The 15287-nt window shown below is 71.5% G+C and carries 15 protein-coding genes and 1 pseudogene; 8 read left to right on the forward strand and 8 right to left on the reverse strand.

Translation table 11 applies throughout. The features are described 5' to 3' along the window. Nucleotides 1–388: 388 nt before the first annotated feature. The 3 genes and pseudogenes from ACYVMZ_RS08225 to ACYVMZ_RS08235 all read left to right on the forward strand — a co-directional run bounded on the left by ACYVMZ_RS08225 (nt 389) and on the right by ACYVMZ_RS08235 (nt 5391). Nucleotides 389–2070 (forward strand): annotated as a pseudogene (locus tag ACYVMZ_RS08225) (RICIN domain-containing protein). A 193-nt stretch (nt 2071–2263) separates the two neighbouring features. Then, nucleotides 2264–4648, forward strand: coding sequence for a phosphoketolase family protein (locus ACYVMZ_RS08230; RefSeq protein WP_461077136.1), 2385 nt, complete (start codon nt 2264–2266; stop codon nt 4646–4648). 98 nt (nt 4649–4746) lie between these two features. Then, nucleotides 4747–5391 carry a DedA family protein gene (locus tag ACYVMZ_RS08235; protein ID WP_461077138.1) on the forward strand — a complete coding sequence of 215 codons (645 nt, stop codon included), beginning with the start codon at nt 4747–4749 and terminating at the stop codon, nt 5389–5391. Between the two features lie 59 nt (nt 5392–5450). Here ACYVMZ_RS08235 and ACYVMZ_RS08240 read toward each other — a convergent pair whose 3' ends face one another. Then, entirely contained in the window at nt 5451–5990 is a 540-nt protein-coding gene (locus ACYVMZ_RS08240) for a gamma carbonic anhydrase family protein (RefSeq protein ID WP_461077140.1), read from the reverse strand. A 111-nt stretch (nt 5991–6101) separates the two neighbouring features. On the opposite strand from ACYVMZ_RS08240, the gene ACYVMZ_RS08245 reads away from it, so the two are divergent. After that, nucleotides 6102–6911, forward strand: coding sequence for an acyltransferase (locus ACYVMZ_RS08245; RefSeq protein ID WP_461077142.1), 810 nt, complete (start codon nt 6102–6104; stop codon nt 6909–6911). A gap of 325 nt (nt 6912–7236) precedes the next feature. Here ACYVMZ_RS08245 and map read toward each other — a convergent pair whose 3' ends face one another. Then, the gene (gene map, locus ACYVMZ_RS08250; protein ID WP_461077144.1) at nt 7237–8019 is read right to left on the reverse strand and encodes a type I methionyl aminopeptidase; all 783 of its coding nucleotides are present in this window, start codon (nt 8017–8019) and stop codon (nt 7237–7239) included. 66 nt (nt 8020–8085) lie between these two features. On the opposite strand from map, the gene ACYVMZ_RS08255 reads away from it, so the two are divergent. Beyond that, complete coding sequence (locus tag ACYVMZ_RS08255) at nt 8086–8388, forward strand: helix-turn-helix domain-containing protein (RefSeq protein WP_461077146.1); 303 nt, start codon at nt 8086–8088, stop codon at nt 8386–8388. 174 nt (nt 8389–8562) lie between these two features. After that, complete coding sequence (locus ACYVMZ_RS08260) at nt 8563–9111, forward strand: putative immunity protein (protein ID WP_461077148.1); 549 nt, start codon at nt 8563–8565, stop codon at nt 9109–9111. Between the two features lie 133 nt (nt 9112–9244). On the opposite strand, the gene ACYVMZ_RS08265 is transcribed toward ACYVMZ_RS08260, so the two are convergent. The 5 genes from ACYVMZ_RS08265 to ACYVMZ_RS08285 are packed head-to-tail and all read right to left on the reverse strand — an operon-like array spanning nt 9245 to nt 13359. Further along, nucleotides 9245–9820, reverse strand: a complete 576-nt coding sequence (locus ACYVMZ_RS08265; protein ID WP_461077150.1) for a hypothetical protein — start codon at nt 9818–9820, stop codon at nt 9245–9247. Next, nucleotides 9817–11214 (reverse strand): hypothetical protein, encoded by a 1398-nt coding sequence (locus ACYVMZ_RS08270; protein WP_461077152.1) that lies wholly within the window; start codon nt 11212–11214, stop codon nt 9817–9819. Before ACYVMZ_RS08270 ends, ACYVMZ_RS08265 begins: the two co-directional genes overlap by 4 nt. Next, complete coding sequence (locus ACYVMZ_RS08275; RefSeq protein WP_461077154.1) at nt 11211–12044, reverse strand: ABC transporter ATP-binding protein; 834 nt, start codon at nt 12042–12044, stop codon at nt 11211–11213. The genes ACYVMZ_RS08270 and ACYVMZ_RS08275 overlap by 4 nt, the downstream gene beginning before the upstream one ends. Beyond that, nucleotides 12041–12859 (reverse strand): zf-HC2 domain-containing protein, encoded by an 819-nt coding sequence (locus ACYVMZ_RS08280; RefSeq protein WP_461077156.1) that lies wholly within the window; start codon nt 12857–12859, stop codon nt 12041–12043. The genes ACYVMZ_RS08275 and ACYVMZ_RS08280 overlap by 4 nt, the downstream gene beginning before the upstream one ends. After that, a complete protein-coding gene (locus ACYVMZ_RS08285) occupies nt 12856–13359 on the reverse strand; it encodes an RNA polymerase sigma factor (RefSeq protein ID WP_461077158.1) in 504 nt (167 codons plus the stop codon). Before ACYVMZ_RS08285 ends, ACYVMZ_RS08280 begins: the two co-directional genes overlap by 4 nt. A 152-nt stretch (nt 13360–13511) precedes the next feature. On the opposite strand from ACYVMZ_RS08285, the gene ACYVMZ_RS08290 reads away from it, so the two are divergent. Then, nucleotides 13512–13718: a transposase gene (locus ACYVMZ_RS08290; RefSeq protein ID WP_461077830.1), complete on the forward strand. Its 207-nt coding sequence runs from the start codon at nt 13512–13514 to the stop codon at nt 13716–13718. 21 nt (nt 13719–13739) lie between these two features. On the opposite strand, the gene ACYVMZ_RS08295 is transcribed toward ACYVMZ_RS08290, so the two are convergent. Further along, nucleotides 13740–14597 carry an EamA family transporter gene (locus ACYVMZ_RS08295; protein ID WP_461077160.1) on the reverse strand — a complete coding sequence of 286 codons (858 nt, stop codon included), beginning with the start codon at nt 14595–14597 and terminating at the stop codon, nt 13740–13742. Nucleotides 14598–14694: 97 nt separating this feature from the next. Between ACYVMZ_RS08295 and ACYVMZ_RS08300 the strand changes: the two genes are divergently transcribed. Continuing rightward, the gene (locus ACYVMZ_RS08300; protein ID WP_461077163.1) at nt 14695–15267 is read left to right on the forward strand and encodes a helix-turn-helix domain-containing protein; all 573 of its coding nucleotides are present in this window, start codon (nt 14695–14697) and stop codon (nt 15265–15267) included. The last annotated feature ends 20 nt before the right edge of the window (nt 15268–15287 follow it).

The raw sequence follows: 15287 nt of genomic DNA on the forward strand, positions 1-15287 counted from the left end.
CACCACCCCCCAGGTCATCCCTTCGACAGGGGGCAACAGTCATGCCGGGCCCGGAGGCCAGCGGTCCCCTTGCGGAACCGCGAAGAACATAACGGGGGGGGGATTTCGTGGACCAACCACCTTCGTGTGCACACAAGTTGGCATCTGTCGCCTCCGGTCTTTCGAAAATGGGTACGGGTACCGCCGGTAACTTTTCTGAAATTTCGGCGTTTTGAACTTGGGTCATTCGAACTCCTTGTTTTCCGTGAGTCGCTTGTGCGAAAGTGAGCGGCCCCTGCAGCCGGGTCCCCCCCCATCTGACGCGGCATAGGTATGCACCAATCAGGCACCTGCTTTCCGACGGACGCGCATTTCGCATGCCGTCCTGCGGCTGGAAGGAAATGGTTCAGTGCAATCCCCTCACCCCCCACGCCCGCCGTACCCGCCCCGCCCCGGAGTGGTCCGGGAGGAATCCGACCCCGATCTCCTCGCCCGGGCCGGTGCACCCGGTGAAGGCCCCCGCGCCCTGGCGCTGCTGCTGGGGCGGCACTGGCGGGCCGCCTACGAGTACGCCGTGATCTGCCTGGCCTCCGCCGGGTGGTCGGCGGGGATGGCGGCCACCGCCGCCTTCCACCGCGTACTGGCCCGGCCGGCCGGCGGCGCCCTGCGCCCGCAGCTGCTCGCGGCCGTGCGGGACACGGTCCGGGAGTGGGCCGCCGACGACCGCGTCTGTGCCGTACTGCCGGAACTCCGTAAACCCGTCGGAGCGCGCGGACTGCGGGCCGCACGGCCCGGAACACCCGAAAGGCGACTCCTCGCCGAGCGCGCGTTCCTGGCTCTTCCGGGCGCCTCACAATGCCTGTTGTGGCACACGGAGGTGGAGGCCGAACCGATATCGGTACCGGCTGCTCTGCTGGGAGTGGACTCCCGTACCGCGTCGACCGCGCTGGAGCAGGCCCGCGAACAATTCCGGGCGGGCTGTGTACGCGCCCACCGGGAACTCGCGCCGACGAAGGAATGCCGCTTCTACAACCGTCTCCTCGATGTTCCGATGCGCCGCGGCGGAGCGCTGCTGCCGGATGTCCAACGGCATCTCATGGCCTGCCGGTACTGCCGTCAGGCCGCCGAGCAACTCGGCCATTTCGAGGGCGATCTGGACGTCCTGCTCGCCGAGACGGTGCTCGGCTGGGGCGTCCGCCGCTATCTCGACTCACGGCCGGGCCGTGGTGGCGCGGCGGAAAGGCGGCTCCCCCCGCCACCTGGGGAGCGCCGAGCGGCCACTCCGTCCGTCCCGGTCCCGCCGCAGCGCACCCGCCCGTCGCCGGATCCCCGTCGGCCGCCTCCGCGGCCGACCGCGCCGAGATCGCGCGCGGGCGCCTGCGCAGCCTCGACGCCGGCCGGTGCCTCGACGCCCGTGGTGGCCGGGCCGAGGCCGGTGCCCGGATCGTGCTGGCGGCGTGCTCGTCCGCCGGGTCCCAGCAGTGGTCGTACCAGGACGACGGCCTGGTGCGCAGCGCCGCCGACCCGACCCTGTGCCTGGCCTCCGACACCGACGCGAGGGCCGTCCTCCTGACCGGCTGCCTGGTGCACGCCGGGGTGGTGCGCTACGACCTGACCGTGCGCGGGGAACTCCTGCTCCGCGACGGCAAGGGACGGGTCGTCGCCCCCGGGGAGGGGCGCATGGCGGTCGTCGCCGGACGGGACGGATCCGCGGCGCAGCGCTGGGCGCTGGAAGCGGGACTCTCGCCCGGCGGCGACGCGGGGGAGAAACACGAGAGCCGGGGGCAGGGCGGACCACGGGGGAGCGGCGGCCCCGAGCAGGCTCAGCCGTACGACGGAGCCCCGCACGTGCCCGCGCCCGAGGAGCCCGCGGCGCCGACGGAACCCGCTGAGCGGCCGCAGCGGTTCGAGAAGCGGTTCGCGCCGGTCGGCTGCTGCGGCGACGCCGGGCCCGGGGCGGCCGACGGGGACGGCGACACGGCCGGTCGTGACGCGCCCGGTGGCGACGTGCCCGCGAGCGACGTGCTGCAGGCCGCGGCCTCCGCTGCGAACACCGCCGTGACGACGGTCGGCGCCGTCCTGCGCCCGTAGTCCGGGCCGTCCCGGACCGCCCGCCGTCGCCGGTCGGCGGGCGGGCGGTTTCGGTACGCGGTCACCCGGTGGTGGGCCCGCCGGGCTGGTGCCCGGATTGCGCCACATGCCGCTGTCGGGCCGCATACGGGCATCGGCCGGGAAGAAACTGGTTACTCCTCGTCGACGACCACGACGACCCACGGAGTCACCCATGCCCGAGGCACAGCACCAGGACAGCCGGACGGCACTGACCGACGAGGAGCTGCGCACCCTGGACGCGCACTGGCGGGCCGCCAACTACCTGTCGGCCGGCCAGATCTACCTGCTGGCGAACCCGCTGCTGACCGAGCCCCTGCGGCCCGAGCACATCAAGCCGCGGCTGCTGGGCCACTGGGGGACCTCGCCCGGGCTGAACCTCGTCCACACCCACCTCAACCGCGTGATCGGGGCACGGGGACTGGACGCGCTGTGCGTCTGGGGGCCGGGCCACGGCGGTCCGTCCGTACTGGCCAACTCCTGGCTGGAGGGCAGCTACAGCGAGACGTATCCGGACGTGACACGGGACGCGGCGGGTATGGCGCGGCTGTTCAAGCAGTTCTCGTTCCCCGGCGGCGTGCCCAGCCACGTCGCGCCGGAGGTGCCCGGCTCGATCCACGAGGGCGGAGAGCTCGGCTACTCGCTCGCCCACGCCTACGGAGCCGCCTTCGACAACCCCGATCTGCTGGTCGCCTGCGTGATCGGTGACGGCGAGGCGGAGACCGGCCCGCTGGCCGCCTCCTGGCACTCCACCAAGTTCCTCGACCCGGTGCACGACGGCGCCGTCCTGCCGATCCTCCACCTCAACGGCTACAAGATCGCCAACCCGGCCGTGCTGTCCCGCCTCCCGGAGGCCGAGCTCGACGCGCTGCTGCGCGGCTACGGCCACGAGCCGATCCACGTGAGCGGCGACGACCCGGCCCAGGTGCACCGGGCGCTGGCCGAGGCCTTCGACCGGGCGCTGGACCGCATCGCCTTCGTGCAGCGCGCGGCCCGCGAGGACGGTGTGACCGAGCGCGTGCACTGGCCGGTGATCGTGTTGCGTACGCCCAAGGGCTGGACGGGCCCGGACCAGGTGGACGGCGAGCCCGTCGAGAACACCTGGCGCTCCCACCAGGTGCCGCTGGCCGGCGTGCGCGACAACCCGGAGCACCTGCGGCAGCTGGAGGACTGGCTGAGGTCGTACCGGCCGGAGGAGCTGTTCGACGCCGAGGGCCGGCCGGTCGCCGACGTCCTCGCCTGCGTTCCCGAGGGCAGCAGGCGGCTGGGCTCCACCCCGTACGCCAACGGCGGGCTGCTCGTCCGTGACCTGCCGATCCCGCCCCTCGACGACTTCGCCGTACCCGTCGACAAGCCGGGCAGGACCGTGCACGAGCCCACCCGGGTCCTCGGCGACCTGCTCGCCCAGGTCATGAAGGACACCGCCGGCCGGCGGGACTTCCGCTTGGTCGGCCCGGACGAGACCGCCTCGAACCGGCTGCAGGCCGTCTTCGACGCCAGCGGCAAGGCCTGGCACGCCGGGACCCTCGACGTCGACGAGCACCTCGACCCGCACGGCCGGGTCATGGAGATCCTGTCGGAGCACCTGTGCCAGGGCTGGCTGGAGGGCTACCTGCTCACCGGCCGGCACGGGCTGTTCTCCTGCTACGAGGCGTTCGTGCACATCGTCGACTCGATGGTCAACCAGCACATCAAATGGCTGCGGACCTCCCGGCAACTGCCCTGGCGCGCCCCCATCGCCTCCCTCAACTACCTGCTCACCTCACACGTGTGGCGGCAGGACCACAACGGCTTCTCCCACCAGGACCCCGGCTTCGTCGACCACGTCCTCAACAAGAGCCCCGAGGTCGTCCGGGTCTACCTCCCGCCGGACGCCAACACCCTGCTGTCCGTGGCGGACCACGTCCTGCGCAGCCGCGACCACGTCAACGTCGTCGTGGCCGGCAAGCAGCCCTGCTTCGACTGGCTGTCGATGGACGAGGCCCGCGTCCACTGCGCCCGCGGCGCCGGCATCTGGGAGTGGGCGGGCACCGAGAACGGCGGTGAGCCGGACGTGGTGCTGGCCTGCGCCGGGGACGTGCCCACCCAGGAGGTGCTGGCCACCGCCCAGCTGCTGCGCCGCCACCTGCCGGACCTCGCCGTGCGCGTCGTGAACGTCGTCGACCTCGCCCGGCTGCTGCCCCGCGAGGAGCACCCGCACGGGATGAACGACTTCGCGTATGACGGCCTGTTCACCGCCGACAAGCCGGTGATCTTCGCCTACCACGGCTACCCGTGGCTGATCCACCGCCTCGCCTACCGCCGCACCGGCCACCAGAACCTGCATGTGCGCGGCTACAAGGAGTCCGGCACCACGACCACGCCCTTCGACATGGTCGTCCGCAACGACCTCGACCGCTACCGGCTCGTCATGGACGTCATCGACCGTGTGCCCGGCCTCGCGGTGCGCGCCGCGGCCGTACGGCAGCGGATGGCCGACGCGCGCACCCGCCACCACGCCTGGATCCGTGAGCACGGCACCGACCTGCCCGAGGTGGCGGAGTGGAGCTGGAACGCCTGAGGCGCGGGAACCGTCTTGTGACCCGGTAGGCTCCCGTCCGTGCGCCGGAGCACGGCGCGTGAACGGGAATGCAGGGGCGCGAATCGGAGGAACCGGCGTTGCACGTCCAGGAGTGGCTCGAGACCGTACCGGCGGTCGCCGTCTACGCGCTGGTGGGAGTGGTCATCGGCCTGGAGAGCCTGGGAATCCCGCTGCCGGGCGAGATCATCCTGGTCTCCTCCGCGCTGCTCGCCTCCCAGCACGGCGACATCGACCCCGTCGTCCTCGGCGCCTGTGCCACCGCCGGCGCGATCATCGGCGACTCCATCGGCTACGCCATCGGCCGCAGGGGCGGACGCCCGCTGCTCGCCTGGCTCGGCGGGAAGTTCCCCAGGCACTTCAGCGAAGGGCACATCGCCACCGCCGAGCGGTCCTTCGAGAAGTGGGGCATGTGGGCGGTCTTCTTCGGTCGTTTCGTCGCCCTGCTGCGCATCTTCGCGGGCCCGCTCGCGGGCGTGCTGCGGATGCCGTACTGGAAGTTCGCCATCGCCAACGTCCTCGGCGGCATCCTGTGGGCGGGCGGCACGACGGCGGTCATCTACTACGTCGGCATCGTCGCCGAGTCCTGGCTGAAGCGGTTCTCGTGGCTGGGGCTGGTGGCGGCGGTGCTCGTCGGCCTCACCTCGATGCTGATCCTCAAGCGCAAGGCAAAGAAGGCGCAGACGGCACCCCGGCAGGCAGAAGCTGTTCCCGCCGGGGAGTAGAACGCCCTGCAAGGGGCGCGGGGAACCGCGCGAGCAGCCACACACCACGCGCAGACCGCCTACTGCCCCCGCACCCCATGCGCTTCCCGGTGAGCCTTCGCCAGCTCGGCGTACATGGTGCCGTTCACAGTGATGCCCTCCCGCTCCTCCTCCGTCAGCTCCCGCTTGACCTTGGCAGGAACCCCCGCCACCAAGACCCCCGGAGGAACCCGCATCCCCTGCGGCACCAACGCCTGAGCGGCCACCAGCGAACCCGCGCCGATCACGGCGCCGTTCAGCACCGTCGCCCCCATACCGATCAGGCAGTCGTCCTCGACGGTCGCTCCGTGCACCACCGCGTTGTGCCCGATGCTGACGCGCTCCCCGACCGTCACGGGAAACCCCGGGTCGGCATGGAGCGTGCAGTTGTCCTGCACATTGCTGCCGGCGCCCACGGAAATCCGCTCGACATCCCCGCGCAGCACCGCCCCGTACCAGACACTCGCCCCCGCGCCGACCGTCACATCCCCGATCACCGAGGCCGTGGGGGCCACGAACGCCCCGTCGTCCACCTTCGGTTCCCTGCCGCCGATACCCGTGATCAACGCCCGCTGTGCCATGTCTGTCCGCCTCCCGACGTCGTGGACAACCGCACCGTACGCCACCCGGTGGGGCGAAGATCACAGACCTCCCGCCTCATGCCCGCGGCCCGGGCTGAGTACGGTGAGCGGGTGCCCAAGCGCAAGAACACGTTCTCATCCTGGCGACGCCGAGTGGCGCAGCGCGCGGTCCACGCGGGCTGGGCCTGGGTGCAGCGCACGGGTTCGGTGACGGCGGAGAACCCCGGCCGCCTCCGCTTCGGCTCGATCGGCGAAGCCACCCGGCTCGCCTTCCCGCTCGGCACGGTCTTCGGTGAACCGTGGATCCATCTGGGCGCCCACTGCATCATCGGCGAACAGGTCACGCTCACCGCCGGGCTGATGCCCGGCCTCGACCTCGGCCCGGAGCCGATCCTGCGCATCGGCGACGGGGTGGTCCTGGGCCGCGGCAGCCATGTCATCGCCGACACGACGGTCACCATCGGCAGTGACTGCTACTTCGGGCCGTACGTCTATGTGACGTCGACGAACCACTCCTACGACGACCCGCACGAGCCGATCGGCAAGCAGTGGCCGCGCATGGAGCCGGTGGAGATCGGCCCCGGCTGCTGGATCGGCACCGGGGCGGTGATCCTGCCGGGCGCGCGCATCGGGCGGAACGTGGTGGTGGCCGCCGGTGCGGTGGTCCGGGGCACGGTGCCCGACCGCGCCGTGGTGGCGGGCGCGCCCGCGCGGGTCGTACGGCGCTGGACACCCGCCGACGGCTGGCAGCCGCCGCTGCGCACCCCGGCGCCCGTGCCGATACCCGAGGGCGTCACCCCCGAGCAGCTGCGTGCGCTGTCGGAGCTGGACGAGGAGACGGCGGCCAGGCTCGCCGAACTGGATGGCAGTGCCACGGCCGGACGGCCCGGCACCCTCGCCGAGTTGGAGCGCGAGTCCTGAGATCCTGGCCTAGGGCGGTCTTGTCGAACGTCGGCCGCCGTCCGCCTCGGGACAGTGGTTCCTGCCCCTGCTCGACAGCGCACCGGTCCGGGTCCGCTACCGTATGCCTACTATCAGTTGCCGCCGCGTCCACACCGGCGGACGGCCCGGCTTGATGCCCTGCGGCACAACGGCTCGAGCCAGGCCCACTGGCCATTCGTCAGATCACCACGCCCCACAGTGCCTGATCATCCACGATCGAGATCCACTGCCACGACAGGCCCTGGACCTGGACCATTCACATGCCCGCGGGGTGCTTGGAGAAGAGGAACACGAGGGTCCCACCTCACGGCTGCGCCTGCTTCGGCAAGGTGAGAATTTCGGCTCCGTCGTGAGTGATGGCGATCGTGTGCTCACTGTGTGCTGTCCGGCAGCCTGTCGCACTTCGGAGCGTCCACCCGTCGGCATCAGTGACGAGTTGAGCGGTGTCCGCCATGACCCACGGCTCCAGTGCCAGCAGCAGCCCGGGGCGCAGTTTGTACCCACGGCCCGGCCGTCCGGTGTTCGAAACGTGCGGGTCCTGGTGCATCGTCGATCCGATGCCGTGACCTCCGAACTCGGTGTTGATCGGGTACCCCGCCTCGCTGAGGACTGTGCCGATGGCATGGGAGATGTCGCCGATGCGAGCCCCGGGCCCGGCAGCGGCGATCCCTGCGGCTAGCGCGCGTTCGGTCGCATTGATCATCGCGACGCTTTCCGGGGGCCTTGCGTCACCCACGATGAAGCTGATGGCGGCGTCTGCAGCGACTCCGCCTCTGGAGACGGCGAGGTCGAGGGTCAGCAGATCGCCGTCAGCGAGCATGTAGTCGTATGGCCGCCCGTGGAGCACGGCGTCGTTGACGGCCGTGCAGATGTAGTGGCCGAACGGGCCGCGTCCGAAGGATGGCTCGTAGTCGACGTAACAGGACGTAGCTCCGGCGCCGACGATCATGGCCTTGGCCCACCGGTCGATGTCCAGAAGGTTCGTGCCGACCGTGCTGCGGCTCTTCAGCGTCTGCAGGATGTCAGCGACCAGGGCGCCTGTGTCTCTTGCTCGGGCCAGCAAGGTGGGGTTCAGGATCTCGATCATGCAGCGCCCTTCCCGCGCAACCAATAATTATACCGGCCATACTGTACCGGTATTAGAATCGGGGTCATGGTCAGATTGCCGCTCACTCCCGCAGAAGTCGAACGCGGACAGCGCCTCGGTGCCCTCCTGCGACGGGCCAGGGGGGAGCGCTCGATGCTCGATACCGCGCTTGCCGCACGTGTCTCACCGGAAACCCTCCGGAAGATCGAGACAGGCCGCGTGGCCACCCCCGCCTTCCCGACCATCGCGGCGATCGCTGACGTCCTCGGCCTCTCCCTCGACGCGGTGTGGGCCGAGATCAGCCAGCCCGAACGTGGCATGAGAGCGACCGACCCTGGTCACCACGCAGAGGAGCAGTTGGCCTCGTAAGTCCCATCCCGCAGGGTGTCGCGGCCGCGGGAGGGGGTTGCGAACGGGCCCGGTGCAACAGTGCACTTCAGCCGTACCCGCGACCGTGCTGGTCGCAGTCCTCAACGAATGGCTGTGAGCGGCACTTTCGCAACTGACCCCAGCGGTCCAGCGCAATCGTGGAAGATGGAACCCATGACAGGGGACGCGAGCGAGATCGTTCTGAGCAGGCAGGACCTTCGTGAGATCGCCGCGTTCGCCGCGGCCTGTGCTGAGGCGGCGCTTGAGGTATTCGAGGCCGATCAGCCGGACGACTCGCGGCCTCGAGACGCTGTCAATGCCGCGTGGGAGTTCGCTCGGGGCGGCGAACGCGGGAAGTCTCTGCGCGACACAGCAGCAGCGGCCCTCAAAGCGGCCAAGGACGCGGACACTGCGGCTGCCCGAGAGGCAGCGTGGGCTGCGATGTCTGCGGCAGGCGCCGCCTACCTGCATCCGTTGGCCAAGGCCACCCAGGTCAAGCACATCCTCGGAGCCGGCGCTTACGCGGCCAGAGCGGCCGAACTCGTCGCCGGCGACGATCGGAGCGTTGGTGCCGAAAGCATCGAGCAGACGGTGCATCGTGCCACACCAGTCGTCATTGACGTGCTCAAACGCTTCCCGGCGGCGCCGAGTGGCGGCGGACGGGTTGGTGAGTTGATCCGCATGCTGGACGCTGACCTTCGTTCGCTCACCACCGCTGAGTGACTTTCAGCGTCCAAGCGGAGCGGCCTCACATCCGTCAGCGGTATGCGTGGCTACGGCCGTGGGCAGCGCCGCCGCCGTCCCAGTGGTCGGGCCCGTCCAACGCTTAGCGGCCAGTGGCGGTGGCCCGGTCCGGTTACCGTCTCGGTCCCGCGACGGCGTAGGCAGCGGTGCCGGTGACCGCGAGGACCAGGGCCGTCCAGGTGCCCGCCGCCGTGCCGGGCGGCAGCAGCATCCAGGTCGCCACCTGTGTCGGCGCACTCGTCGGGGGCGGGGCGAAGAACGAGAACGAGAGCCAGGCGAACGGCAGCGTCCATGCGTACTGGCCGCCCGAGAGCGCTGCGCCCAGGGCGGCCAGTCCCATCAGACCCGCGCTGTCCCGGACGACGAACGCGGTGGTGGCCATGTCCTCGCCCATCGCCTGCACGGTCAGCAGCACCATGCCGACGACCGCGCCGGCGAGCAGCACGTGCGCCGCTCTGCGGGGCACCCAGCGGATCGCGGCCGTCCGGTCCAGCGCGAGGTCCTGCCCGCTGAGCCCGATCGAGGCTGCCATCGCCCCCGTAGCGAGGACGAGCACGGGCAGCCGCGGATCACCGGCCCCCTCGCCCACACCCCGGGCGAGTGCCCACCCCGCCACCGCGCTGATCACCACCGCGGCGAGCGACGCGGGTACCTGACGCGAGCGCGCGTACAGCGTCAGCCATCTCACCGGGACGCACCGCCGGACAGCACGTCGAACGCGTCCCCCTCGCAGGAGAGCGCGGCGGCGCGCATCGCGTTGATCCGCGAGAGCTGCTCGGCCCGCGGGAGTGCCTTGAGTTCCTTCCACACCGGGCGGGTCTCGGCGTCGACCTCGCGGCGCCAACCTGCTGACAAGGTGCCGGGAAGCGGCCTGAGGTCCCCGAGGACCCAGCCCACCGCGACGGTCCGCGCGTAATCATCTCCCCCAAAGCCGCTCCAGCCGACGGGGGAGCACCCTGGCACCATGCCTTTGGCGATCAGGGCCGAGGTCAGCTCCTCGCCCTTCGCGGCGGAGATGATGTCGTCGTCGAAGTCGAAGAGCACGGTCTCGCGGGCCCACTGCGGCGTGGCGCCCTCCGGCAGCACGGCGGTGTTCTCCCGGACCGAGACCGGCGCCTGACCGCCCAGGGCATCGTGCAGCAGGCGCAGCGCCTCCTTACCGGGACCCGCGAGGTCGGCGAGTCGCGCCTGCTGCGTCCTCGTCACGCACACCGGGCCGTCGCACACCAACTCCGCGGCCGCCTCGTCGACGACATACATCCGGCGCGGGTCGGAGGGGAGGACGAGCAGGGCGATCACCGCGCCCGCCAGGACGGGCGTCAGGGCGATCAGCCGGGCGCGCGGGGTCGCGGCGACCAGCAGCGCGAAGCCGGTCGCGGCCATGCCGAGCAGCCAGATCGTCTGCCCTACGTGCACGGAGGCGGAGAGCGTGACGAGCACGTCGCGCACCTCCTGCACCGCCGGTGACAGCAGCGAGATCCGGTTCGGCTCCGTGACCGGGAGCCCCTGCGCCGTGGCCGTCTCCGTCCGGCCCAACGACATGTGCATGAGGGCCGTGAACACGAAGGCGCCCATGGCCAGCGCGGGCGGGGTGAGCACGGACGGCAGGGCCCGCCCGGCCCCCATTCCCAGTACGGCCCCCGCGACGAGAGAGAGTGCCCCCACCAGCGAGATCGGCAGCCACCCGAGGTGCGTGTACTCGGTGTTGGCGAGCACCTGGACCCCGCCCACGAGGACGAGGAGCGCAAAGGCCGAGGCCAGCGTGATCGCCGTCGTGCCCGCCAGCATGGCGGCGCGGTGCCGGGCGGGCCTCGGTGTGCTCGTCAGCAGTTCGGACATCTTCGAGCGGTGGTCGCGCAGGCCCTGCAGCGCCCCGAGCCCCACGGCGAGCGGCCACAGGTAGAACAGCAGGGTGCGGGTCCACAGGGCCATGGACGTCCACTGGGCCGTCCACGCCGTGGTGCTCGTCCGCCACTCTCCGGAGAGCAGGCACAGGAACGTCAGCGCCGGCGCCAGCACCACGGCGCCGGCCCACGGGGCGACGGAGCGCCTCAGCTCGATGCGCAGGACACGGATGTTCACCAAGTGCCCCTTCCCCGCTCGGGGTTGAGCAGCAGCGCCGAGTAGCCGCGCTCCAGCGGGCTGTCCCCCACGTGCTCCGGGCCGCCCACCGAGGCCAGCTCGTCCGGAGGGCCCTGGAAGACCAGTCGTCCCTCGGCGAAGAGCACCACGTCGGTGCAGGCGGCGGCGACGTCCTCCACCAGATGGGTCGAGACGAGCACGCAGGTGTCCGTACCCAACTCCTGCAGCAGCTCGCGGAAGCGCAGCCGCTGCGCCGGGTCCAGGCCGACCGTCGGCTCGTCAAGCAGCAGGATCGCCGGGTCGTTGACGATGGCCTGGGCGATGCCGACCCTGCGCACCATGCCGCCCGACAGGGTCTTCATCTTCTCGTCGGCGCGGTCCGCCAGACCCACCCGCTCGACGGCGCGCTGCACCGCCGCGGGGATGTCCGCCTTGGGCACCTCCTTCAGCCACGCCATGTACTCGACGAACTCGCGCACCGTGAAGCGCTTGTAGTAGCCGAACTCCTGCGGCAGGTAGCCGATCCGGCGGCGCAGCGCACGGTGCTCGCCCATGCCGCCCACGGACTCCCCGAGCAGTTCCAGGGTGCCCTCGGTGGGGCGCAGTACGGTGGCCAGCGTCCGGATGAGGGTGGTCTTGCCCGCCCCGTTGGGGCCGAGGAGGCCGTGTACGCCGGTGCCCAGCGACAGGTCAAGGCCGTCGACGGCCATCCGTTTCCTGCCGACCCTGACCTTCAGCCCGGTGGCCTGGATCTCCCAGGCGTAGGCCGTCGGTGCGATGTCGGCCGCGCTCACCGCGGACGTCATGTGGTGTTCCTTTCCGATGGTCATCGATGGGCTCCCAGCACGGAGTACGCGCCCCTGCGGGCGCTCACGACACCGATGCCGAGCGCGAGGATCAGCCCCCACACGGGCAGAGCGCCCGCCTGCAGGGCGAAGGTCGTACGGCTGGTGGCCAGGGTCGGCGCCACGACCACGGCAGCCCACACGGCGGCCAGCGCGACGGCGGCGCGGGTCACACCGACGACACCGCCGAGCGCCAGGGTCGTCGAGGTGAAGGCCAGACAGGGCAGCAGCCACTGAGCCACCATCACCCCCGTTACCCATCCGCCCAGCAGCAGCGCGGGGATGACCACGCCGAGCACGGACGCGGTGCGCCGCAGCACCAGATAGAGCCCGGCCCTGGGCACCGAGGCCGTCAGCTCGTATGCCGGGTCCAGACCGCGCGACCAGGACGCCGCGACGCCGAGCACGGGCAGGACCGGCGCGAGCAGCAGCACCAGTGACACCTCGCCGGAGCCGGTGTCGACCAGGTCGAGCAGCAGGGCCAGCAGCGTCACGCCCACGACCATGGCCAGCCACGGCACCATCGTGGGCGTCATCCATCTCGACAGCCGCGCCGACCAGCGCCGTCCGCGCGGCATCGTGGCGGTGACCGCCACGTGGGGTTCGAGGCCGGACCACACGGTGTCGACCAGCGACGCCACGGCGGGCACCTCGGCACCGACAGCGGCAGACAGGCGGTCACGGCACACCCGGCACGCCTCCAGGTGGGCCTCCACGGCCCACACCTCGTCGGCGGCGAGGTCCGTGCCGCCGCGCGCGTAACCGTCGATGATCCGCATCGACACATGTTCCACACTCATGCCAGCGCCCTCCGCATCGCGATCCGGGCCCGGCGGGCACGGGTCTTGACCGTGCCTTCGGGCAGCCCGAGCAGGACCGCGGTCTCCCGGACGGACAGCCCGTCGAGCACCATGGCCTGCAGTACCTGTCTCAGCTCCGGCGCGAGGCACCGCAGCGCGTCCCCGACATCACCGCCGACGGTCGCCGCGAGCGCCTCCTCCTCGGCGGCGGGCGCCGCGTCGGGCACAGCGGCGGCCGGCGGCGGCTCCGCGTGGTGAGCCCTGCGCCGGAACGCGTCGACCAGGCGGCGCGCCGCAATCGTCCACAGCCAACCAGTGGCCGTCCCTCCGACCGCGGCCCCGGCGAACGCACCCGCCGCGCGCCACACCGCCAAGTAGGTCTCCTGCATGACCTCGGCGACGACCTGCTCGTCCACACACCGGCGGCGCAGCCGCACCGCCAGCCACGGCGACGTACGCCGGTACAGCTCCTCGAACGCGGCACGGTCGCCTTTTGCCACAAGCCGGACGAGACGCTCCTCGTCCAACTCGTGCAGCGCTGCCCTGACTGATCTCACACCCGCTAGACGCCCGAGCCGGGCCGCAGGTTTTCCCCCCAACGTGATCCCCGCCACATGGGGGACCGCCGTCGGCCTCTCGGAGAACGCAGGGCATCAGGCCGGGCCGTCCGCCGGTGTGGACGCGGCGGCAACTGATCGACGGCATACGGTGGCGGACCCGGACCGGTGCTCCCTGGCGAGATGTGCCGGAACGCTACGGACGGCTCAAGCGCCACCGGGCCGTGGCCGCGAGGTACGACAAGCTCGCCGTCCGCCGCGAGGCGACCGTGCCGGTCGCAGTCCTCGACGAGTGGCTGTGACCAGCACTTTCCCGGCAGACCCTAGCCGGTCGCCAGCAGGACCGTCCCGACGAGCGCGAGGCCCGCGCCCGCGGCCTGCACCGCCCGCAGCCGTTCGCTGAGGAAGCCCCGCGCGGCCAGCGCCGTCACCACCGGGTAGAGCGAGGCGAGCACGGCGGCCACGGTGACCGGGCCGTGCTGCGCGGCGACCACGTACGTGCCGTTGGCCGCGACGTCCGCCAGGCCGACGAAGGCCAGCGTCGGCAGCGCGCGCCACGGGAAGCCCTCCGCGGGCAGGGCGGCACAGCCGCGCCGCACGGAGACGTACAGCGCCAGGCCGCCCGCGGCGACGTTGGTGACCCGCTGCACGAACAGGGCGAGGAACAGGCCGGTGAGCGTGGTCGACGCCGCGGAGATCAGGGCCATCACCGCGCCGAAGCCGAACGCCGCGAGCAGCGTGAGGACGAGGGCCTGCCGCTGCACGGGGGCGCCCCGGAACTGCGGGCCGCCCGCGAGGAGGACGCCGACGACGGCGACCAGGATGCCGACGAACTGCAGCACCCCCGGCCGCTCGCCCAGCACCAGGCCCACCCCGACCGGGACGGCCACGCCGAGCGAGCCGAGCGGCGAGACGACGCCCATCGGACCGAGCGCGAGCGCCTTGTAGAAGGCGAGCATCGCCACCGGGCCGACGAGACCGGCGGCCACCGCGAACCACAGCTGCGGGCCCGCCTCGCTCCAGCCGCCGGTCCCGGCCACGATCGCGCCGAGCACCACGACGGCGATCGACTGCGAGACCACGACCACGGTGAGCGCGGGCGTGCGCCGCGTCAGCAGCCCTCCGCCGAAGTCGGCCAGACCCCACAGCAGGCTGGTGGCCAGGGCGAAGAGTGCTGTCATGGAGTCGTCGCCTCGCAGTACAGTTCAGTGAACGATCAGGTGCACCTCACCATAGTTCATTTCATTGAACTGTGTCATTCATAATATTGGACGGAATGTGTCGGACCTCGACCTGCTGACCCAGTCCCTGGCGCGCAACGTCAAGCACTGGCGCGCGGTGCGCGGCTTCACCCTGGACGTGCTCGCCGCCCGGTCCGGCGTCAGCCGCGGCATGCTCATCCAGATCGAGCAGGCCCGCACCAACCCCAGCCTCGGCACCGTCGTCAAGATCGGTGACGCGCTCGGTGTCAGCATCACCTCCCTCCTCGACTACGAGCAGGGCCCGAAGGTCCGCATCGTCCCCGCCGAGCAGGCCGTACGGCTGTGGCGCACCGACGCCGGCAGCTACAACCTCCTCCTCGCCGGCACCGAGGCGCCCGGCCCGCTGGAGATGTGGCAGTGGCGGCTGATGCCGGGCGAGAACAGCTCCTCCGACCCGCACCCCACCGGCACGGTGGAGCTGCTCCACGTCACCGCGGGCGTACTGACGCTCACCGTCGACGGCGTCGAGTACCGAGTCCCGGCCGGGGCCAGCGCCTCCTTCGAGGCCAACGCCCCGCACACCTACGGCAACGACGGTGACGAACCGATGGAGATGGTCATGGCCGTCTCGGTGCCCCCGGTGCGCTGACACCGGCCCCGGCGGCCGTG

The organism is Streptomyces deserti (genome assembly GCF_054782695.1).